Genomic DNA, 20,672 nt, shown 5'->3' with positions numbered 1-20,672 from the left:
GAGCAAGGAGGCAGCCATGGCGCAGCCGATGTCAGCGAACAGCTTTCTGAACGCGTTGCGAGCCGAAGGTCTGACCGTGGTCGAGGTCGGCTCATGGCGTACCCACAACCGCAACCACATAGGGCCCTGGGGCCCGGTGAACGGCGTGATGATCCACCACACCGTCACCAACGGAACCAACAACACCGTCGCCCTCTGCCGTGACGGCCGCCCCGATCTGCCGGGGCCGCTCTGCCATGGCGTGATCACCAAGGACGGCCGGGTGCACCTGGTGGGGTTCGGGAGGGCGAACCACGCCGGAAAGGGCGACGGTGACGTCCTCCAGGCGGTGATAGCGGAGAGAGCGCTGCCACCGAAGAACCGGGACGACACCGACGGCAACCCGCACTTCTACGGATTCGAGTGCGAGAACCTCGGCAACGGCAAGGACCCGTGGCCCGAGGCGCAACTGGAGGCCATCGAGAGGACCGCGGCGGCCGTCTGCCGGGTCCACGGCTGGTCCTCCCGCTCGGTCATCGGCCACCTGGAGTGGCGGATGGACAAGAGCGACCCGCGCGGCTTCACGATGGACGCGATGCGCACCCGCGTGCAGGCCCGGCTCAACTCCGAGTCCCCGACACCGCCACAGCCACCGGGGGAGACCATGGCGATCAGCAAGGTGACCGAGCAGAACCCCATCGACGTCGAGATCCCCACCGGCACCTGGACCGGCCTCGCCTTCCGCGACGCGGTCATCCACTCGGGCCCGCGCACGCTCGTCGGCCCCACCTATGTCCAGCTCACCCTCGCTCCCGACACCGCGCCGGACCTGCTGATCACCGGCCGCTTCTACCTCACCGACACCGACGGCTCGGGAGAGTCCGGCTACGGCGACATCGGCCCCTTCCCGGCGGCCGGCGGCCTTCAGTTCCTCCACAACCACAACGTCCCCTCGGGCAAGCATCTGCGCTTCAAGGTCCTGGTCACGGGCGCACCGGCCACCTCGCTGACCATCACCCACCGCACGGCGACGGGGGACTTCGCCTCATAACGCCCCTCCCCGGAGAGCGCGCGGCCCCGGTGCGATGACCATCACCGGGGTCCCACGCTGTCAGTGCCCGCGCGTAAGGTCTCTGCCATGGCGCTGGCTGACATCACCCGTACCGAAGTGGACCTGGCCATCAAGGAGTACGACGCGCTGGGCCGCGACGCCTTCCTGCGGACGTACGGATTCGGCCCCGCCCGCCGCTATCTGCTGGAACACGCGGGCCGCCCCTACGACTCGAAGGCGATCGTGGGTGCCGCGCACGGTTTCCTTCCGGGCCGTGGGCCGTTGGCGGCCGCGGACTTCTCGGGCGGCGCGGACCACGCCGTACGACGGCTGCGAGAACTCGGGTACGTGGTGGGGGACGAGACGATGAGCCTGCCCCTGACCGGTGGGGAGCTGGTGGAACGGGTCGCGAATCTACGGGTGAATCGTTCCTCCGGCCGCCCTGCCCTCTTCCAGCCGATCACTCTGCTGTGGGCCATGGGCCGCGCCCGGCGCGCGGAGTCCCGGCTGCTGTCGTGGGAGGAGACCTCGGCGGCGCTCAAGGGGCTGCTGCGGGATCACGGTCTGCCGAGTTCACGAATCCGCCCCGACTATCCGATCGCCGCCCTGGTCCGGGCCGGACTGTGGGAGCTGCCCGACCACGTGGGCGGCGTTCCCGGCGCCCACGGCGACACGACACCGAGTACCTGGTTCGCCCACAACCAGCCGGTCGGCGGCCTGACCGAAACGGTCTACCGGCTTCTCCGCGACTCCGACCGGGTACGACTGGCGGTGATGAGCGTGCTGCTGGACGTGTACTTCGACGGCCTCGACTTCACCCCACTCCTGGCGGACGTCGGCCTGGGCGTCGAGTTGTACGACGAGGGCCCCGCCCCCTATGACCCGCCCATGCAGGAGTCACCAGCCTTCGTGGAGGGAGCGGAACCCTGGCTCGTCTCAGCGGCGAACTACGAGCGGCTGACCCGCCTGGCGGAGCTGGGCGAGGAACGTCACCACGGCCGACGCGTCACCCGGACCCGGCAGACGCCCCGCCGCTCACGGGCCGCCCGAGCGGCGGTGCTCTCGCGCAGCCGTGGCCGCTGTGAGAACCCGGGCTGCGCCGGGCAACCCGACGACGTGACCCGTGGGGGCGAGCCGATACTGGAAGTCGACCACGTGGTGGAGCTCAGCGCCGGTGGCCGCGACCATCCGGAGCAGATGGTCGCGTTGTGCCCCAACTGCCATGCGGTGAAGACCCGGGGACGGTCGGGAGAGGAACTCGGCAGGATCCTGCTGGAGGTGGCGCGCCAGCGCCACGGACTGGAGCCGGAGCAGCCCGCCCCGCCCATGGCGGAGGCGTGACGATCCGGGTGGACTGGGCAGCGACGGGGGGAACGGCCGGATGGAGCCAGGGAAGCGATCCCGCCAGCGGCGTGAGCGCATCGACATCATCGCCGAGTGGAGCCGATCGGGGGTCCTGGAGGAACGCCGCCGTCTGCCGATCGAGGACCAGTTCGCCCAGCGCGTGTCCCGGGCGGGATCCCGGTTCTTCGTACCGCTCCCGCTGACCTACTCGGACGACCGCTGGTACAACACCCAGGTCTCGCTGCTGCTGGAGGCCCTGGACGCCTTACCCCGGCGCCCGGACCACGCCTTCGACTCGGTGTGGAAGGTGCTGGAGAACACCGCCGACACCTGGACGCGGCAGAACGCGGGACGGCGGAACATCACCCATTCCCTGGGCCGGGCGAGCGCAGACCCCCGCCTGTCCGGCCCGGTCACCGAAGCGCTGCTCGCCGACGTCCCCACCCAGACCTGCGAATACCTCTTCAAACGCCTGATCGTCGGGGAACCGGAGGCGAGCAGCCGCAGCGCCCGCCGCAGGATCTCCGACGGCTACGGCCCCGGCGATCCCCTGCGTACGGAGATCGCGACCTTCCTCCCCCTGGTCGAGGACATCTTCGCCACCCGCGACCCCGACACCGCCCGCCGCGGCGCGTCCCTCCTCCGCCGCGCCCTGCGCGGCGAATCCCTCACCCTCGCGGACACCCCGCTCACCCTCTCCCTCCCCGCCCGCCTCCGCATCCTCCTGTGCGGCCTCCTCTACACCGCCCGCAACGAGCGCTACCACGGCGAGTCCTTCTCCCCCTTCTACAGCAGCACCGCCAGCCTCAAGACCTACACGCACCCGCACTATCTCTTCCTGGCGTCGTACGCGCTGGTGCACCTGCTGTGGGCGCACGGCGGACACGCGTACGCCCCGTCGCTGGATGCGGTGGAGGAGAACACGGTGCTGAACCTGGGGGAGGCGCGGACGCTGTACGCGCGGCACTGGACGGGATGAGGCGCGGTCGGCGTCCCGTCAGACCTTCTCGACCCGCACGGGGTGGTCCGTGAGGAGCTGACTCATATCGTCGGTGTCGGACGTGAAGACGGCCGCCTCGGCACCCTGCGCCGCTTCCCGCCCGGCCACAGCCGCAAGAAGGGCGTCGATGGCGTACTTGTGCCCATGCAGGCCGGCTGTTCTCAGCATGTCCCGTGCCATGGCGCTCACTTGGTCGTCCGTGTGTACGACGCGGATCCGGGACAGCGTCCAGTTCCACAGTGCCTGCCGTGACGCTTCGCGGGGGTCCCATGCCTCCAAGGTCGTGAGCGCAGAGGTGACGATCGGGATGTCCAGCCGCGGAGCTGTCTTGATCAGCGCGGTGATTTCCCGATCTCCCTGAACCGCCTTGGAGAGAACCTCGGAGTCGAACACGAAGACGCGCTGCCGCGGCCGGGACAGCTTCGCCCGGTCGTTACGGCTCACGCGGCCACGTCCCGATGCGGTCGCCGTTCGTCATGCCAGTCGTCGATACCGGCGATACGGTCCAGCGCCGCCTGCTGATCATCCTCCGTCAGAGCGCCGTTCTCTTCTTCGAGACACTCAGCCAACTCGCGCAGTCGGTCCATGGCGTCCTGATGGGCTGCGGCGGCTGCGATGTAGCCGGACACCCCGCGCGCGTCCACGCGCTCCTTGATCGATTCCACCAGCTCTTCCGGCACGGTGAGGGTGATCTTCCGAGTTGCCGTACTTCAAGTACGCCGCTACGTGCCCGGTGCTGCCCGGCCCGCTGCCCAGGCTTGCCCTGTGGCGAGGTGCCGCGCAGGTCTGCGGGGAGCACGCCCAGCGCATGCGTGGTGGTGTGGGTTCTTCGCTGACTCCGGATATGAGAAAGGCCCCTCGTTCGCGCGAACAAGGGGCCTCTCCATGCCGCTGACCAGCGGTGCAGCTCTGTGCTCCCGGCAGGATTCGAACCTGCGACACCCGCTTTAGGAGACTTCTCGGGGCAGGGGGCTGACCTGGGAAAACGCGGACTGTGGTCTGTCCGACCTGGGAAAACTCCTCTCCGTGGTTCTCGCTTGTTCACAGGGTTTTCCGGGCCTGATGTGTGCTGGATCCGTTCCGGGCCGACTGCTGGGGGCTACCTCTTGCCGCGGGTCGCGGGTCGCGGGTCGCGGGTCGCGGGTCGCGGGTGCGTTTCGGGCGGCGGCTTGCGCTATGTAATTCAGGGTATATACCGTTGATTGCATGACGGAGCGGTGGGCGATCGAGATCGAACCCGAGGTGCGGGATTGGCTGGAGTTGCTTCCGTTCCGCCTCTACCGGCGGGTGGAGGACAAGACGGACCGTCTCTTGGACGAGCCGACCACACTTGGCGAGCCGTACTCGCGTCACCTGGGCGGCAAGCTCCGTGAACTGCGGTTCGAGCTGGACGGCGAGGCCGTGCGTATCCCGTACTGGCTCGCTCCCGGGCGCCGGATCGTCCTGTTGACGGTGTTCCGCAAGACGAGGATGCGTGAGGCGGCGGAAGTCGAGCGCGCGCATCAGGCCCAGAAGCTCTGCGAGGCCGAGCACGGCCTAGCCGGGCACACCTACGACCGGCGCAAGGAGAGCTGATGGATCACAGCACATGGAGGACGCGTCGGACGCGGCAGCTCGCGGGTGAGGCAGTGGAGTACGACCAGGAGTACGTCGACGCGCGGCTGGCCGGCGATCTCGGGCAGGCGGTCTACGACCGTCGGATCGAGCTTGGCCTGTCCCAGGCCGAGCTGGCCGACCGGGCCGGCATGACGCAGCCGCAGGTGTCCCGGATGGAGGGTGGCGACACCGTGCCAACCCTCCCGCTGCTGCGCCGCCTGGCCAAGGCATTGGACGGCACCTTGAACCTGGCCATCGACGAGGGTGACTCCCGTGTCACCTTCACTCCGCACGCTGCCTGAGAAGCGCCCGCTCGCTCGCGATCACCCTGATGGGCTGGACCTGTGAGGCATGCGAGGAGCAGGAAGCAGCGCTCACTCTGACCCGGTCCCCCTCGGTGATGACACGCGCCTCTCCCGTCCATCGTCACCGCTCTGTGGCTGTCGGCGGGCGCCACTCAAGCCGTCGCGGACTTTGCTGGCGGCGATATAGATGTGGTCAGTGGCATGGCGGACGGCTATTTAGTGGTATCTGTCCGGGTCGTCGGGAGCGACGCCGGTGGCGAGGGCGATACGGCAGCCTACCCAGGTCCACTCGTCGTCCGTGAGCTCTCGGCTCCCGTGCCTCGGCGCTCCTTGCGACTGGTAGGCAGGTTCCTCCTGTTGGATCCGAAGCGCCATGCCTCCGGGGGGAGGCGGATCAGATCGGTGAGGGCTTGCGCGGCCTGTCGGGTCTCATGGTGATCCGGACCCAGGATGCGACGTCGGGCCGCGAGGACTCTCCTCATCTCCGCCCGCGCGACCCCTGGGAGCCTGAGGACCGCGCAACAGATCGCCAGGTTGAACTGGGTCCTGAGGGTTGACGGGTGATCTTCTCCCACCTGCTTTCGTTCCTCCTCGAAGATCTCCCGCCACTCCCGGTGAGCTTGTGCGTGATGCCCTCGTTGGGCTGTGATGTGCGCCAGTTCGTGCCGTGTGGACAGCACGTACATCGAACGGCCCTGAAGGTTCTGGGCGTGGTGCGCCTTCTCGACCTCGCGCAGCACACTCTCGGCCTGGTCGAGCTCTCCCATCTCGGTCATCACCTGGCCGATCTGGTGTTGGGACTGCAGCGTGCTGTGGTGCTCAGCGCCGAGGATGTCCCGCTCCACGAGGCTGATGTCCAAGAAGTCGAAGAGGGCCCGCATGGCGTTTCCCTGGACCGCGTGGATGGACGCAATGTCGTAGCGGGTGACCAGGACGGCGGGGTGCCATGGGGGAAGGATGCTCCGCTGCAGCCGGAGGACTTCGGCGAGCAGCTCGCGCGCCGCGTGGAGATGACCGCGATGCCACAGGATGACCCCGAGTTCATGACGCGTGATCGCCGAGGTGAAGGGTGGGGAGTCCGTCTCGTCGGCGATCCCCACGGCGTGCCGGGAGTGCTTCTCTGCCTCGTCGAGGCGGCCGGATTCCCGCAGGATGGTGGCGAGGTGATGCCGTGTCTGCATGAAGAGCTGGAGGAACTCCGGCCTTCCCGTGAGCTCTTCGCAGAGCTGGCGGGCCATCTTCTCTCCCGATTTCAGGAAGCCCCGTTCCGTATGGATCGCCAGGGCCAGCTCGCGGGCCGCGAACGCGTCGAATGTCGCGGGCCCCATCGTCGCGTCGGCCAGTCGGCAGGCTTCTGCCGCGAAGGCGTCGGCCTCCTCCAGGCGCGACCTGCGCCAGGACCACTCCGCGCAGGCGTAGGTGACCCGGAAGCGAGTTGCGTCACCGGAGTGGAAGTCACCGAGGCGATCGTGGAGGGCCATCGCGGCCTGGTACGCGGTTTCGTACTGACCGGACTCCCTCAGATACCTGCTCAGATACTCCTGCGTGTGCGCGATGACGTCGAACAGCTCGCCGATGGATCGCGGCAGGCGCGCTGCCATGGACCGCGCGTGCGGGATGGCGAGCTGCCAATGGCCGAAGGACTCCGGCGTCCCCCAGGTTCCTCGGAGTGTGCCCAGGCACCGAATGGCCGCACTCCAGGCGTGGACACGCTCAGGGGAGCGTTCCAGCTGGAGTCCGGTGACTTCGGCCACCAGCGGATGCACGATGACGCATTGCTGTGCACGAAGTCCATGGCCCCAGCGGTAGAAGGCGTTGCCTGCCACGGGGTGGGCCACGGGATTCGCCGCGACGACGTTGATGAGCCCTGCGGCGTTGAGGGCCGTCAGCGCCCGTTCCACGACGAGGTCGTCCCATCGGACTCCGCCGTTCCCGTATGCCCGCGAAAGAATCTTCGGCAGGAGAAGCGCCACGGGCACGGGCTGGGCTGCCCAGCACGACAGGACCCGCATGAGCGATCTAGCTCGGGAGATACCCTGTTGCTCCAGCGCGTCCAGCGAAACTTCCCAGGTCCGCATTACCAGGTGGCGTGAGTCGTCGTCCGGGCGCGGTCGGGTCGACGCCCCGACCGCGCGATCGACGACGTTCTCGAAATCCCGCTCCAGAGCCTCGTGGAACGCTGCGAAGTCACGCAGCGGGGAGAGTGGTTGGGAGACACAGCGTCCGGCGGCGTGCAGGGCGAGCGGGATGCCCCCCAGACGTTCAGCCAGAGCACGAGCGGCTTCCCGTTCGACCGTCGACGGCTCCACGCTTCCCGCTAGGCCGAGCAGCATTCGCATGCCGTCCACTGGCTCTAGCGCGTTGACCTTCACCAGGTCGGCCCCGGGCGGCCAGAACTCGGGACTTCCCTGCCGCGTGGTGACCAGGACTGCTCCCGAGGCGGAGGGCTCCAACCACCCCGGACCCAAGTCGCGTTCGATCATGTGCGGTTCGTCCGCACCGTCAAAGACCAACAGCCAGGTTTCGCCGCTCGCGTGCAGGGCTTCCCAGGCCAGATCGGTCACGCTGAGATGGCCCGCAGCCATCTCGCGAGCGTGTTTCTCGGAGCCACCGAGCCGGACGGCAATCTGCTGATGAGCGGCCCGTACCCCGTCCGACTGGGATGCCTCGATCCAGAAGACGTGCATACCGTCGGCAAGGGCTGTAGCGGCGGTGGAGAGAGCGAGGGCCGACTTGCCGATGCCGCCCATTCCGTGGAGGACGGTGACGGCTCCCACCAAGGACCGGATATCGCCGTCACCGAGCTGCTTCAACTCGGTATCCCGGCCGTGGAGTCGGCGTGGCTGAAGGTTCACGGGCGGCCGGACGGAAACGGGCGGAAAAGGTGGTGGCTGCTGGGCACCGAGGTAGACGTGCGCCCCGGCCTCGAACACGACCTGTTTTCCACCCGACTGGAAGACGCTGGCGGACCCGGAAGCCTTCGCCTTCTGCCTGAGGTGTACGTCGTCGCTGCCTCGAAACACCAACGCGCTCCGTTCCTGGGTGGTGATGTCGCGTCCCCGCGCGAGAACCCGGAGAGGTTCCGTGCAGCCCTACTGCTGTCTGTTGGATGGATGGCTTGAGCAATCTCGACCCAGGCTTTCACTGTTGTTCCCGGGGGGAGCGGCACCGAGCCGTGTCCGTCGGAGAACGTCGGCCGAGTGCTCGGCGGGCGACGTGGGGCACCGCGCCGCTCAGGCGGTTGGCAGGCAAGCGGCGCGAGGTGATCGATTCCATAGATCGCCAAGGGCTGGAATACGTAGGGTAGTTACATTACTGCAGTGGCGTCCGCTCAGAGGCGCCGTTCGTCGGGGTTGGTGTGTAGTAGAACGCGACCTGGCGTGCCGAGGTTTCGGGAGTCTCGATGGATCCGTATCTACTGACGTTTGCCGGGACGGCCGGCTCCTCCCTCGTCACCCTGCTGGTGACCGACGGCTGGCAGCAGGCGAAGGGCGGCGTCGTCAGTATCTGGCGCCGATTCCGGCCGGAGGCGGCGGAGGAGGTTGAGCAGGAGCTTGAGGTGTCGCGGCGCTCGCTCCTGACGGCCGCCGTCGGCGGCGAGGACGACCTGGCCCTGAACCTGGCGTCCCACTGGCGGCGGCGTGTAGCGGAGTTGATCGGCGAGCACCCGGACGCCGCCGTTGAATTGAGCCAGCTCATCGCCTGGTCGACCGAGGAGCCCTCGGGGCGAACGATCAAGGGCGGGGCCCGGCTGGAGGCCAACGCCTCCGGCAACGCCAGGATCTACCAGTCGGTCGGCGACCAGCACATCAACGACCGGTGAGCGAGCGGGTGGATTCGACGACTCCGGTCGAGCGGAACTGCGAGAGCGGGCGCCCGGCCGGAGTCAGGTTGTACCAAGCCATCAGGGAGCAGCACATTTTCTAGGCGTACCCCAGTGACGGTGGTGAGGGCAGCGCGGAGGTGGCCCGGGTATCCGTGGAGTGGACACATCGGCGGGTCGCCTGCTGATCCGGGCCTTGCGGCCGACCGAGGCGGAGTGGCGGGCTTGCGGCGCCAGCCTCGCCAAGCGTGCGTGACCTGCCAAAGAAGCCGGAGCCCGAGCCCGACGAGGCGGAGGAACCCGGCCCGGATTCCGTGCCGGATGGTGTTGATCCGTTGGGAGAAATTTCGGAGATCAACTCTCCGTCCGCTCACGCAAACGGCCCCGGACGACGAGTCCGAGGCCGAGTGGAGCGGCCTCTCTGGAGGAGAAAACCCAGGTCAGCGGCTTGCTGCGTTGTGCCCCCGGCAGGATTCGAACCTGCGACACCCGCTTTAGGAGAGCGGTGCTCTATCCCCTGAGCTACGAAGGCGTGGCCGTGGTGTGGATAAGGACGGCCGGGGACAGCGTAGCGGATGGAGGGGTGGGCGTGGCGGGGTGGAGGGGCGAAGTAGAGTGCGGCTGCGCTGGTGCGTGCCCTGATGGATGGATGGAAAGCCCGAGGTGAACGGCAGTGATACCCGCACGACCCGATCCGGATCTGTTGGCGCTCGATGTCGTTGTGGTCGGGATCGGGGCCGATGGGTGGGCGGGGCTCGGGGGGGAGGCCCGGGAGGTTCTGGGTGGGGCCGAGGTCGTGGTGGGTGGGGGGCGGCAGCTGGGGTTGGTGCCGGAGGGGGTTGGCGGGGAGCGGGTGGCGTGGCCGTCGCCGTTGCGGGCCGGGGTCGCGCCGCTGTTGCGGGAGCGGGTCGGGCGGCGGGTGGTCGTGCTGGCCAGTGGTGATCCGCTGTTCTACGGGATCGGGCGCTTGTTGTGTGAGGTGCTCGGGCGGGTGCCCCGGGTGGTGCCGCATCCGTCGTCCGTCGCCTATGCCTGTGCGCGGCTGGGGTGGGCGGTGGAGGAGACCGAGGTCGTGACCGCCGTGGGGCGGCCCGTGGCCCGGGTCGCCGCCGCCCTGCACCACGGGCGGCGGGTGCTTGTGCTCAGTGCCGGGGCCGCGACTCCCGGGGAGGTCGCCGCCCTGCTGCGGGAGCGGGGGTTCGGGCCCAGTCGGATGGTGGTGCTGGAGCGGTTGGGGGCGGGGGAGGAGACGATCGCTGAGGGGACGGCTGACACCTGGGCGCGGCAGGACGGCGACGCGCTCAATGTGGTCGGGGTGGAGTGTGTGCGTCAGGACGGGGCGCTGCGGCTGGGGGCCGGGCCCGGGTTGCCCGACGCGGCCTATGAGCATGACGGGCAGCTCACCAAGCGGCATGTCCGTGCCGCCACCCTCGCCGCGCTCGCGCCCGCGCCCGGGGAGCTGCTCTGGGATATCGGGGGCGGGTCCGGGTCGATCGCGGTGGAGTGGATGCGTACCCATCCCTCGTGCCGGGCGGTCACCGTCGAGCGCCATCCCGAGCGGGCCGCGCGGATCGTCCGTAACGCCGAGCGGCTCGGGGTCCCCGGGCTGCGGGTCGTCGGCGGGGCCGCGCCCGGCGCGCTGGAGGGGCTGCCCACCCCGGACGCCGTCTTCGTCGGGGGCGGGCTCACCGCCCCGGGCCTGCTGGAACGGTGCTGGGAGGCGCTGCCCGACGGGGGTCGTCTGGTCGCCAACACCGTGACCCTGGAGTCCGAGGCGCTGCTCGCCGACTGGTATCGGCGGTACGGGGGTGAACTGGTGCGGCTGGCTGTCGCCCATGCCGTGCCCGTCGGTGGGTTCACCGGCTGGCGGCAGGCGATGCCGGTGACCCAGTGGTCTGTGGAGAAGAACGCCAGGAGTGGAGAGAGCGCATGACCGTGTACTTCATCGGGGCCGGGCCCGGTGCCGCCGATCTGATCACGGTGCGGGGCGCCCGGACGCTGGCCTCCTGCCGGGTCTGTCTCTACGCGGGCAGCCTCGTCCCCCGTGAGCTGCTCGCCGAGTGCCCGCCCGGGGCCCGGCTGGTCGACACCGCCCGGCTCACCCTGGACGCGATCATCGCCGAGATCGTCCGCGCCCATGAGGCAGGCGAGGACGTGGCCCGGCTGCACTCCGGTGATCCCTCCGTCTTCAGCGCCGTCGCCGAGCAGATGCGCCGTCTGGACGTCGCCGGGATTCCGTACGAGGTGATCCCCGGCGTCCCCGCGTTCGCCGCGGCCGCCGCCGCGCTCAAGCGGGAGCTGACCGTGCCCACGGTCGGCCAGTCCGTCATCCTCACCCGGATCGCCCACAGCGCCACCCCCATGCCCGACGGGGAGGATCTCGCCACCTTCGGCCGCTCCGGTGCCCTGATCGTGCTCCATCTCGCCACCGGCCATATCGACCGGGTCGTGGCCGAGCTGCTGCCCCACTACGGTGCCGACTGCCCCGCCGCCGTCGTCGCCCGCGCCAGCCGCCCCGACGAGGTCGTGCTGCGCGGGACCCTCGCCGAGATCGGTGAGCGGACCAAGGCGGCCGGGATCCTCCGTACCGCCGTGATCATGGTGGGGCGGACGCTCGGTGCCGAGCAGTTCCGGGACAGTCATCTCTACTCCGCCGAGCGTGACCGGCATCAGTGCTGACGATGGTGCGGGTGCTCGTGCTCGGGGGGACGACGGAGGCCCGGCGCCTCGCTGAGCTGCTGGAGCCGCTGGCCGGGGTCGAGGTCACCAGTTCGCTCGCCGGGCGGGTGGCCGCGCCCCGGCTGCCGGTCGGCGCGGTGCGGATCGGCGGGTTCGGCGGGGCCGACGGGCTGGCGCGCTGGCTGCGGGAGCACCGGGTGGACGCCCTCGTCGACGCCACGCATCCGTTCGCCGGGACGATGAGCCACCACGCGGCCGAGGCCGCCGCGGCCGCCGGGGTGCCGCTGGTCGCCCTGCGGCGGCCGGGCTGGACCGCCGGGCCCGGTGACCGCTGGCATCCGGTGGACTCGCTGGTTGGGGCCGCCGAGGTGTTGCCGCGGCTCGGGGAGCGGGTGTTCCTGACGACCGGGCGGTCCGGGCTGGCGCACTTCGCCGGGCTGGACGGGCTCTGGTTTCTCGTACGGTCCGTGGACGCGCCCGAAGGGGTCCGGCCGCCGCGCTGTGAGCTGCTGCTGGATCGGGGGCCGTTCGATCTGGAGGGGGAGCGGGAGCTGCTGCGGCGCCACCGTATCGATGTCCTGGTCACCAAGGACAGCGGTGGCGCGGCGACCGCGCCCAAGCTCACGGCGGCGCGGGAGGCCGGGGTGCCGGTCGTCGTCGTGCGGCGGCCGTCCGTGCCCGAAGGAGTGCCGGAGGTGGCCGGTCCGGAGGGTGCGGTGGGCTGGCTGGCGCGGCGCTGGCCCGAGCGGTTCCCCCCGGGGGCGGGGGCGGGGGCGGGGACGGGTCCGGACCTGGACCCAGGACCTGGACCCGGGGCCCTGACCCGGACTCTGACCCAGGACCAGGACCAAGGGCAGGGCTAGGACCAAGACCAGGACCAGGACCCGGGGCCCTGACCCGGACTCTGACCCAGGACCAGGACCAAGGGCAGGGCTAGGACCAAGACCAGGACCAGGACCAGGGGCCCCCGGGGGAACGCGGGTCAGGCCTCCGGGTAGCGGCGCGGGGTCCAGACCAGGTCCGGGGCGCCGTCCCGTCGTACCCACTGGGTCTGGGACGAGCCCACCAGCAGGATCGTGCGCATGTCCACCTCGGATGGGTCCAGGTCCGCGAGCCGCACCGCGCGGACGGACTCCGTCGGGCCGCCCACATCGCGGGCGAGGACCACCGGGGTCTCCGGCGAGCGGTGCTCCAGCAGCAGTTCGCGCGCCTGGCCGACCTGCCAGGTACGGCTGGCCGAGCCCGGGTTGTAGAGGGCCAGCGCCAGATCGGCGGCGGCCGCCGCGCGCAGCCGTGCGGCGATCACCTCCCACGGCTTGAGCCGGTCGGAGAGGGAGATCGTGGCGTAGTCATGGCCGAGCGGCGCGCCCGCGCGGGCCGCCGCCGCGTGGGCCGCGGTGACCCCGGGCAGCACCCGGACCGGGATGTCCGCGTACTCCTTCTCCGCCGCCGCCTCCACGACGGCGGTCGCCATCGCGAAGACCCCCGGGTCGCCGCCGGAGACCACCGCCACCCTGCGTCCGCGCCGGGCCAGGTCCAGCGCGAACGTGGCCCGCTCGGACTCGACCTTGTTGTCGGAGCCGTGGCGGCGCTGGCCGGGCCGTTCGGGCACCCGGTCCAGATACGTGGTGTAGCCGACCAGGTCGTCCGCCGCGGCCAGCGCGCCCCGGGTCTCCGGGGTCAGCCAGCGCGGGCCCGCCGGGCCGGTGCCGACCACGACCACCTCACCGACACCCGTGTTCTCCCTGGTGCCCGCGTTGGTGGGGCTCGGGACCACCGCGACCGAGAAGTACGGGACGGTCGTCTCGTCCACGTCCGCGATCCGGTCCGTGCGCTCCCCGGGCATCGTGGCCCGCTCCACGTAGTGCGCCTCCGCGAGGCGTCCGGAGTCCGCGAGGGCGGCGCGCACCTTCGGGAACGTACGCCCCAGCTTCATCACCACCGCCGCGTCCGTCGACGCCAGCCGGGCCGCCAGCTCCTCCTCCGGCAGCGTGCCGGGCAGGATCGTCAGCACCTCGTCCGCCTCCGCGAGCGGTGTGCCCAGACGCGCCGCCGCGGCGCTGACCGAGGTCACCCCGGGGATCACCTCGGTGGGGTAGCGGTCGGCGAGCCGCTTGTGCATGTGCATATACGAGCCGTAGAAGAGCGGGTCGCCCTCGGCCAGCACGGCCACCGTGCGGCCCGCGTCGAGATGCGCGGCGAGCCGGGCCGCGGCCGCCTCGTAGAACTCCTCCATCGCGCCCCGGTAGCCGCCGGGGTGGTCGGTGGTCTCCGTGGTCAGCGGGTAGACCAGCGGTTCCTCGATGTGGTCGGGGCGGATGTGCCGCGCCGCGATCGAGCGGGCGATGGAACGGCCGTGGCGGGCGCTGTGGAACGCGACGACGTCCGCCGCCGCGATGGCCTCCACCGCGCGCAGCGTCATCAGCGAGGGGTCGCCGGGGCCGAGGCCCACTCCATAAAGGAGGGGGCGGCGGGGGCCGTCCTGGGTGTGGGGGGCGGGGGCGTTCTGGTCGTTCACTCTGCTTCGCTCGCTATCGCGTTGAGGGCCGCCGCGGCCATGGCGCTGCCGCCGCGCCTGCCGCGGACGACGAGGTACTCCAGGCCCAGATCGTTCGCGGCCAGCGCGTCCTTCGACTCGGCCGCGCCGATGAAACCGACCGGTATCCCGAGCACGGCCGCCGGGCGCGGCCCGCCTTCCGCCACCATCTCCAGCAGCCGGAAGAGCGCCGTGGGCGCGTTGCCCACGGCCACCACCGCGCCGTCCAGCCGCTCCCGCCACAGCTCCAGCGCGGCGGCGCTGCGCGTGGTGCCGAGCTTCGCCGCCAGCTCCGGCACGGACGGGTCGTTGAGGGTGCACAGCACCTCGTTGTCGGCGGGCAGCCGCTTGCGGGTGACCCCGCTGGCCACCATCCGCGCGTCGCACAGGATCGGCGCGCCCGCGCGCAGCGCCGCACGGGCGCGGGTGACGACACCGGGCGAGTAGGAGAGGTCGCGGACGAGATCGACCATCCCGCAGGCGTGGATCATCCGCACCGCGACCTGGCTGACGTCGGCGGGCAGTCCGCCGAGGTCCGCCTCCGCCCGGATGGTGGCAAAGGACTGGCGGTAGATCTCCGCGCCGTCCTTCTCGTAGTCGAACACTGTGCTCTCGCTCATCTTTCCGCCGTGTGACGTTCCGCCGTGTGACGGCTGGGGTTTCCGGTCGCCGCCCGTGCTGCCGCCGTCCGCGCCGCCGCCACGGTGGCGGCGAGTTCGGAGGGGGCGGGGGGCTTCGCGGGGGTGGGGGTGGGTGGTGGTGTCCGGGAGGTGGGCTGGCCGGGCGCGGGCTCCGCCGGTGGGACCTGGGCCGTCGCCGCCGGCCGAGCGGGCGAACCCGCTGACGGTACGGGAGTGGATACGGCGCGGGGTACGGGGGTGGGGGCGGCGCTTGACGGTACGGGGGTGGGGGCGGCGCTCACCACGGCGGCGCGCGCGGCACCCCGTACCAGCGTCACCTGGTAGCCCGCCGGGGTCGCCACCACCTCCACATGGTCGGCCCTCGGGTGCCCGCAGCGGCGGTCGCAGCCGGACCAGTGGACCGGGAGGGCGCCGGGAACGGGCGGGGGCAGGGCGGCCGCCGCGTCGGCGCGGACATCCGCCAGGGACTTGGCGCAGCCGGGGCGGCCGATACAGGCACCCACCCCGTGCCAGGGCGAGGCCGGGGTGGTGATCAGCCCGGTGGCGCCGAGTTCCGCGAGCGCGGCCACGGCGGCGTCGTGGGACGGCGGGCCCGGGATGACGATCCCGCGCCACGGTGTGAGCCGGAGTTCGTCGCCGAACCGGCGGGCCGTCCGCACCAGCCGGTCCCACCGCTCGGGCGAGAGCGCGCCCAGCGGGGCGAGGACCGAGAGGGCCGTGGTGGCGGTGGGGCCGGTGATGAGACCAGGGGTGGGCGTGATCGGTACGGAGGGGGCCGGGGCGGCCTCGTGGAGCGGCGTGCCCAGCCTCCGTACCAGCGCGGCGGTGAGGGCCGACGGGTCGCCGGGCAGATCCGCCAGGCGCCAGATCCGCGCGCCATGCGGACGGGCGGCGGCCAGGAACGTCTCGGCGGCCGCCAGCGCCGCCTCCGCCGCGTCGGCGGACGGGACGGTCAGGGCGCCCGGCGCCGTGGCCAGGGTCAACTCCGCGTGCCCACCGGGCCGGGCGCGCACGGTGATGTCCGCGCCGAGCGCGGCCATGTCGCCCCGGCCGTCGTCCAGCGCGAACAGAAAACGGCCGGAGAGGGCGCGGGCCTCCGCGCTGGCGCACAGCAGCGCGTCCAGCGCGGTCAGCCAGGGGCGGATGTCGGCGTGACCAGCAGCGTTGTGAGTCCCGTGAGTGCCCTGAGGGCCGTGAGGGCCGTGAGGGTGGCCGTGGGTGTCGGGTTCTCCGCCGTCGCCGAGACCGGCGCCGGGGGTGCCGGGATTCCCCCCGCCGTTGAGACGGTTGAGGCCGCTGAGGCCGTCAAGACCGCTGAGACCGTTGCGAGTGCCGCTATGGCCGCCGCCGCTATGACCGCCGCCGTCGGGACTACCGCCGTCGGGACCGCCACCGCCGAGGCCGGAGAGCGGGGAGGCCACGATGTTCCGGACCCGCTCATGGGTGAGGGAGGGGAGAAGGCCGCACCCGGTGAGGAGTTGGGCCAGCTCGGCGCCGCATCCCTCGGCCAGGCCACGGAGTTGCGCGTTTCCGCGCGAGGTGAGATGAATCGTTCCGTCACCGAGTTCGCGCGCCGCCGCGCCCAGCGTCCCGGCCTGGTCGGCGGTGAGCACACCGCCGGGGATCCGGATCCGCGCCAGGGCGCCGTCGTCGGCCCGGTGCAGCCGGAGCGCGCCGGGGCAGGCGTCACCGCCGTCCGGGCGGGGGGACCTCTCCGGGGGCGTGGTCGCGGTACGGGCCGTGGGCATGGCGGCGAGCATAGACGGAGGAAGAAGACGTATGCCCCACGGGGCCGCTTCGGCCCTTACTATGCTCGGTGGATGGGCCATCCGGTCCATCATCGCCTGACGGCGACAGGGGAGGAAGCCCGGTGTGACTCCGGCGCGGTCCCGCCACTGTAAGCCCGGCCCGGGGAACCAAGGATCCCCGGGGTCGGGTGAGCCAGGAACTCCCGCCGTCCGACACCGCCCGGGGCGCGGACACCCCGAGGAAGGCCAGCTGCCGCATGATCCTCCTCCTGTCGACCTCTGACACCGATCTGCTCAGTGCCCGCGCCGCACGGGGGCCCGTGCCGTATCGATTCGCCAATCCGGCCCGGCTCGCCCTCGACGACCTTCCCGGTCTGCTGGACGGCGCCGATCTCGTCGTGGTCCGTCTCCTGGGCGGGATCCGCGCCTGGCAGGACGGGCTCGACCAGATCCTCGCCGCCGGACGGCCCGTGGTCGTCCTCTCCGGGGAACAGGCCCCCGACGCCCAGCTGATGGAGACCTCCACCGTCCCCGTCGGCATCGCCGCCGAGGCCCACGCCTACCTCGCGCACGGCGGGCCCGGGAACCTGGAGCACCTCGCCCGCTTCCTCTCCGACACCGTGCTGCTGACCGGCCACGGGTTCGAGGGGCCGGCCGCCGCGCCGTCCTGGGGGCCGCTGGAGCGGCCCCAGGGCGACGGCGGGAAGGCTCAGACCACCGCCGGGACCGGGGCGGACGGCCCCGCCGTGCGTCCCACCATCGCCGTCCTCTACTACCGCGCCCACCACATGAGCGGTAACACCGGCTTCGTCCACGCCCTGTGCGACGCCGTCGAGGAGGCGGGCGGACAGCCGCTGCCCCTCTACGTCGCCTCCCTGCGCGCCCCCGAGCCCGAGCTCATCGACACCCTGCGCGCCGCCGACGCCATCGTCACCACCGTCCTGGCCGCCGGAGGCACCCGGCCCGCCGAAGCCTCCGCCGGAGGCGACGACGAGTCCTGGGACGCGGGCGCCCTCACCGGCCTCGACGTGCCCATCCTCCAAGCGCTCTGCCTCACCGGCTCCCGCGCCGCCTGGGAGGAGAACGACGAGGGCGTCTCCCCGCTGGACGCCGCCAGCCAGATCGCCGTCCCCGAGTTCGACGGGCGGCTGATCACCGTCCCCTTCTCCTTCAAGGAGATCGACCGGGACGGGCTCCCCTCCTACGTCGCCGACCCCGAGCGCGCCGCCCGCGTCGCCGGGATCGCCATCCGGCACGCCCTGCTGCGCCATGTCCCCGCCGCGGACAAGCGGCTGGCGCTGGTGCTCTCCGCGTACCCGACCAAGCACTCCCGTATCGGCAACGCCGTCGGGCTCGACACCCCCGCCAGCGCCGTCGCGCTGCTGCGGCGGCTGCGGGCGGAGGGCTACGACTTCGGGCCAGAGGCGGAGATCCCCGGGCTGGTCTCCGGCGACGGCGACGAGCTGATCCGCGCCCTCATCGAGGCGGGCGGCCACGACCAGGACTGGCTCACCGAGGAGCAGCTCGCCCGTAACCCCGTCCGTATCCCCGCCGCCGACTACCGCCGCTGGTACGCCACCCTCCCGCAGCAGCTCCGCGACGCCGTCGAGGAGCACTGGGGCCCGCCGCCGGGCGAGATGTTCGTGGACCGCAGCCGCAACCCGGAGGGCGACATCGTGCTCGCCGCCCTGCGGCGGGGCAATCTGCTGATCGTCATCCAGCCGCCGCGCGGCTTCGGCGAGAACCCGATCGCGATCTACCACGACCCCGATCTGCCGCCCTCGCACCACTACCTCGCCGCCTACCGCTGGATCGCCGCCGACAGCGCCGACGGCGGCTTCGGCGCCCACGCCATGGTCCACCTCGGCAAGCACGGCAATCTGGAGTGGCTGCCGGGCAAGAACGCGGGCCTGTCCGCCGCGTGCGGGCCCGACGCCGCCCTCGGTGATCTGCCGCTGGTCTACCCCTTCCTGGTCAACGACCCGGGCGAGGGCACCCAGGCCAAGCGCCGGGTCCACGCCACCCTCGTGGACCATCTGGTGCCGCCGATGGCCCGCGCCGACTCGTACGGGGACATCGCCCGCCTCGAACAGCTCCTGGACGAGTACGCCCAGATCTCCTCCATGGACCCGGCGAAGCTGCCCGCGATCCGCGCCCAGATCTGGACCCTCATCCAGGCCGCCAAGCTCGACCACGACCTCGGGCTGGCCGACCGCCCCGACGACGACGGCTTCGACGACTTCCTGCTCCATGTCGACGGCTGGCTCTGCGAGGTCAAGGACGCCCAGATCCGCGACGGGCTCCATGTCCTGGGCGCCGCGCCCGCCGGAGGCGACCGGATCAACCTGGTCCTGGCCATCCTGCGGGCCCGCCAGATCTGGGGCGGCACCACCGCCCTGCCCGGACTGCGCGAGGCCCTCGGCCTGGACGAGTCCGCCGCCACCCGCACCACCGCCGACGCGGCGGAGGAGCAGGCCCGCGCCCTGGTCACCGCCATGGACGAGGCCGGGTGGGACGAGTCCGCCATCCCCGAGGAACACGGTGAGCAGGTCGCGGCCGTGCTGCGGTTCGCCGCCCGCGAGGTCGTGCCCCGGCTCGCCGCCACCACCGACGAGCTGGACCACGCGGTGCACGCGCTGCGCGGCGGCTTCGTGCCCGCCGGGCCCTCCGGCTCCCCGCTGCGCGGGCTGGTCAACGTCCTGCCGACGGGCCGCAACTTCTACTCCGTCGACCCCAAGGCCGTGCCCTCCCGGCTCGCCTGGGAGACCGGTCAGGCGCTCGCCGACTCCCTCCTCGCCCGCTACCGCGACGACAACGGCGACTGGCCCACCTCCGTCGGCCTCTCCCTGTGGGGCACCAGCGCCATGCGCACCGCCGGTGACGATGTCGCCGAGGCGCTCGCGCTGCTCGGCGTCCGCCCGGTCTGGGACGACGCCTCCCGCCGGGTGACCGGTCTTGAGGCGATCCCGCTGGACGAGCTGGGCCGCCCCCGGGTCGATGTCACCCTGCGCATCTCCGGTTTCTTCCGGGACGCGTTCCCGCATGTGATCGGTCTGCTGGACGACGCCGTACGCCTGGCCGCCGCCCTGGAGGAGGACCCGGAGCAGAACTACGTCCGCGCCCATGTCCAGGCCGACCTCGCCGGGCACGGCGACGAACGCCGCGCCACCACCCGGATCTTCGGCTCCCGGCCGGGCACCTACGGCGCCGGACTGCTCCAGCTGATCGACTCCCGCGACTGGCGCACCGACGCCGACCTCGCCGAGGTCTACACCGTCTGGGGCGGCTACGCCTACGGCCGCGAGCTGGACGGCCGTCCCGCCCGCGCCGAGATGGAGAGCGCCTACCGGCGGATCACGGTCGCCGCGAAGAACACCGACACCCGTGAGCACGACATCGCGGACTCGGACGACTACTTCCAGTACCACGGCGGCATGGTCGCCACCGTCCGCGCGCTGCGCGGCACCGCCCCCGAGGCGTATATCGGCGACTCCACCCGCCCCGAGACCGTCCGCACCCGCACCCTGGTCGAGGAGACCTCCCGCGTCTTCCGCGCCCGCGTCGTCAACCCGAAGTGGATCGAGGCGATGCGCCGCCACGGCTACAAGGGCGCGTTCGAGCTGGCGGCCACCGTCGACTACCTCTTCGGGTACGACGCCACCACCGGCGTCGTCGCGGACTGGATGTACGACAAGCTCACCGAGGCGTATGTGCTCGACCCGGCCAACCGCCAGTTCCTCCAGGAGGCCAACCCCTGGGCGCTGCACGGGATCGCCGAACGGCTGCTGGAGGCGGAGTCCCGGGGCATGTGGGAGAAGCCGGACCCGGCGGTGCTGGAGGCGCTGCGCCAGGTCTACCTGGAGAGCGAGGGCGATCTTGAAGAGGGGGCGGACGAGGCCGCTCAGTAGCTCGTCGCCGGTCCGCCCGTCCTCGTAGACAGGCGTACGAAAGGGGGCGCGCCATCATGTGG

The 20,672-nt window shown here is 71.6% G+C and carries 16 protein-coding genes, 1 tRNA gene and 1 riboswitch; of the genes, 10 read left to right on the top strand and 7 right to left on the bottom strand.

Annotation, left to right across the window (positions count from 1 at the left end):
* Nucleotides 1-16 precede the first annotated feature (16 nt).
* The 3 genes from ACFVIM_RS13430 (at nt 17) to ACFVIM_RS13420 (ending at nt 3,353) form a co-directional block, all read left to right on the top strand.
* Complete coding sequence (locus ACFVIM_RS13430; protein WP_384300838.1) at nt 17-1,030, top strand: N-acetylmuramoyl-L-alanine amidase; 1,014 nt, start codon at nt 17-19, stop codon at nt 1,028-1,030.
* A gap of 87 nt (nt 1,031-1,117) precedes the next feature.
* Entirely contained in the window at nt 1,118-2,371 is a 1,254-nt protein-coding gene (locus tag ACFVIM_RS13425) for an HNH endonuclease (protein WP_384300837.1), read from the top strand.
* 40 nt (nt 2,372-2,411) lie between these two features.
* The gene (locus ACFVIM_RS13420) at nt 2,412-3,353 is read left to right on the top strand and encodes a hypothetical protein (RefSeq protein ID WP_384300836.1); all 942 of its coding nucleotides are present in this window, start codon (nt 2,412-2,414) and stop codon (nt 3,351-3,353) included.
* Nucleotides 3,354-3,371: 18 nt separating this feature from the next.
* Here ACFVIM_RS13420 and ACFVIM_RS13415 read toward each other — a convergent pair whose 3' ends face one another.
* Nucleotides 3,372-3,818, bottom strand: a complete 447-nt coding sequence (locus ACFVIM_RS13415) for a PIN domain-containing protein (protein WP_384300835.1) — start codon at nt 3,816-3,818, stop codon at nt 3,372-3,374.
* On the bottom strand, nt 3,815-4,054 hold the full coding sequence (locus ACFVIM_RS13410; protein ID WP_384300834.1) for a hypothetical protein: 240 nt from the start codon (nt 4,052-4,054) through the stop codon (nt 3,815-3,817). Before ACFVIM_RS13410 ends, ACFVIM_RS13415 begins: the two co-directional genes overlap by 4 nt.
* 526 nt (nt 4,055-4,580) lie before the next feature.
* Between ACFVIM_RS13410 and ACFVIM_RS13405 the strand changes: the two genes are divergently transcribed.
* Complete coding sequence (locus ACFVIM_RS13405) at nt 4,581-4,949, top strand: type II toxin-antitoxin system RelE/ParE family toxin (protein ID WP_384300833.1); 369 nt, start codon at nt 4,581-4,583, stop codon at nt 4,947-4,949.
* Complete coding sequence (locus tag ACFVIM_RS13400; protein WP_384300832.1) at nt 4,949-5,272, top strand: helix-turn-helix domain-containing protein; 324 nt, start codon at nt 4,949-4,951, stop codon at nt 5,270-5,272. The genes ACFVIM_RS13405 and ACFVIM_RS13400 overlap by 1 nt, the downstream gene beginning before the upstream one ends.
* Before the next feature lie 278 nt (nt 5,273-5,550).
* Here the strand turns inward: ACFVIM_RS13400 and ACFVIM_RS13395 are convergent, their stop codons facing one another.
* Complete coding sequence (locus tag ACFVIM_RS13395; RefSeq protein WP_384300831.1) at nt 5,551-8,298, bottom strand: tetratricopeptide repeat protein; 2,748 nt, start codon at nt 8,296-8,298, stop codon at nt 5,551-5,553.
* 380 nt (nt 8,299-8,678) lie between these two features.
* Between ACFVIM_RS13395 and ACFVIM_RS13390 the strand changes: the two genes are divergently transcribed.
* Entirely contained in the window at nt 8,679-9,098 is a 420-nt protein-coding gene (locus tag ACFVIM_RS13390) for a hypothetical protein (protein WP_384300830.1), read from the top strand.
* 459 nt (nt 9,099-9,557) lie between these two features.
* On the opposite strand, the gene ACFVIM_RS13385 is transcribed toward ACFVIM_RS13390, so the two are convergent.
* Nucleotides 9,558-9,630 (bottom strand) — tRNA-Arg (locus ACFVIM_RS13385).
* A 144-nt stretch (nt 9,631-9,774) separates the two neighbouring features.
* Here ACFVIM_RS13385 and cbiE point away from each other — a divergent pair.
* Genes cbiE through ACFVIM_RS13370 form a run of 3 tightly spaced genes read left to right on the top strand, consistent with a single transcriptional unit; the run spans nt 9,775 to nt 12,640 of the window.
* The gene (cbiE, locus tag ACFVIM_RS13380; protein ID WP_384300845.1) at nt 9,775-11,031 is read left to right on the top strand and encodes a precorrin-6y C5,15-methyltransferase (decarboxylating) subunit CbiE; all 1,257 of its coding nucleotides are present in this window, start codon (nt 9,775-9,777) and stop codon (nt 11,029-11,031) included.
* On the top strand, nt 11,028-11,777 hold the full coding sequence (gene cobM / locus ACFVIM_RS13375) for a precorrin-4 C(11)-methyltransferase (protein ID WP_384300829.1): 750 nt from the start codon (nt 11,028-11,030) through the stop codon (nt 11,775-11,777). The genes cbiE and cobM overlap by 4 nt, the downstream gene beginning before the upstream one ends.
* Before the next feature lie 5 nt (nt 11,778-11,782).
* Nucleotides 11,783-12,640 carry a cobalt-precorrin-6A reductase gene (locus ACFVIM_RS13370; RefSeq protein WP_384300844.1) on the top strand — a complete coding sequence of 286 codons (858 nt, stop codon included), beginning with the start codon at nt 11,783-11,785 and terminating at the stop codon, nt 12,638-12,640.
* Between the two features lie 119 nt (nt 12,641-12,759).
* Here the strand turns inward: ACFVIM_RS13370 and ACFVIM_RS13365 are convergent, their stop codons facing one another.
* From ACFVIM_RS13365 to ACFVIM_RS13355, 3 genes are read right to left on the bottom strand one after another with little or no spacing between them, the layout of a single operon-like run.
* Nucleotides 12,760-14,295, bottom strand: coding sequence for a precorrin-2 C(20)-methyltransferase (locus ACFVIM_RS13365; RefSeq protein WP_384300828.1), 1,536 nt, complete (start codon nt 14,293-14,295; stop codon nt 12,760-12,762).
* On the bottom strand, nt 14,292-14,933 hold the full coding sequence (locus tag ACFVIM_RS13360) for a precorrin-8X methylmutase (RefSeq protein WP_384300827.1): 642 nt from the start codon (nt 14,931-14,933) through the stop codon (nt 14,292-14,294). Before ACFVIM_RS13360 ends, ACFVIM_RS13365 begins: the two co-directional genes overlap by 4 nt.
* Entirely contained in the window at nt 14,930-16,702 is a 1,773-nt protein-coding gene (locus ACFVIM_RS13355) for a hypothetical protein (protein WP_384300826.1), read from the bottom strand. The genes ACFVIM_RS13360 and ACFVIM_RS13355 overlap by 4 nt, the downstream gene beginning before the upstream one ends.
* A 111-nt stretch (nt 16,703-16,813) precedes the next feature.
* A riboswitch (cobalamin riboswitch) is annotated at nt 16,814-16,905 on the top strand.
* Nucleotides 16,906-16,959: 54 nt separating this feature from the next.
* Between ACFVIM_RS13355 and cobN the strand changes: the two genes are divergently transcribed.
* A complete protein-coding gene (cobN, locus tag ACFVIM_RS13350) occupies nt 16,960-20,610 on the top strand; it encodes a cobaltochelatase subunit CobN (protein WP_384300843.1) in 3,651 nt (1,216 codons plus the stop codon).
* Nucleotides 20,611-20,672: the final 62 nt, after the last annotated feature.

The organism is Streptomyces sp. NPDC057638, from assembly GCF_042800315.1.
In the GTDB taxonomy this organism is placed as follows: domain Bacteria; phylum Actinomycetota; class Actinomycetes; order Streptomycetales; family Streptomycetaceae; genus Streptomyces.
Note: the sequence above shows the minus strand (reverse complement) of the source record. Positions and strands in the feature narration are given on the sequence as shown.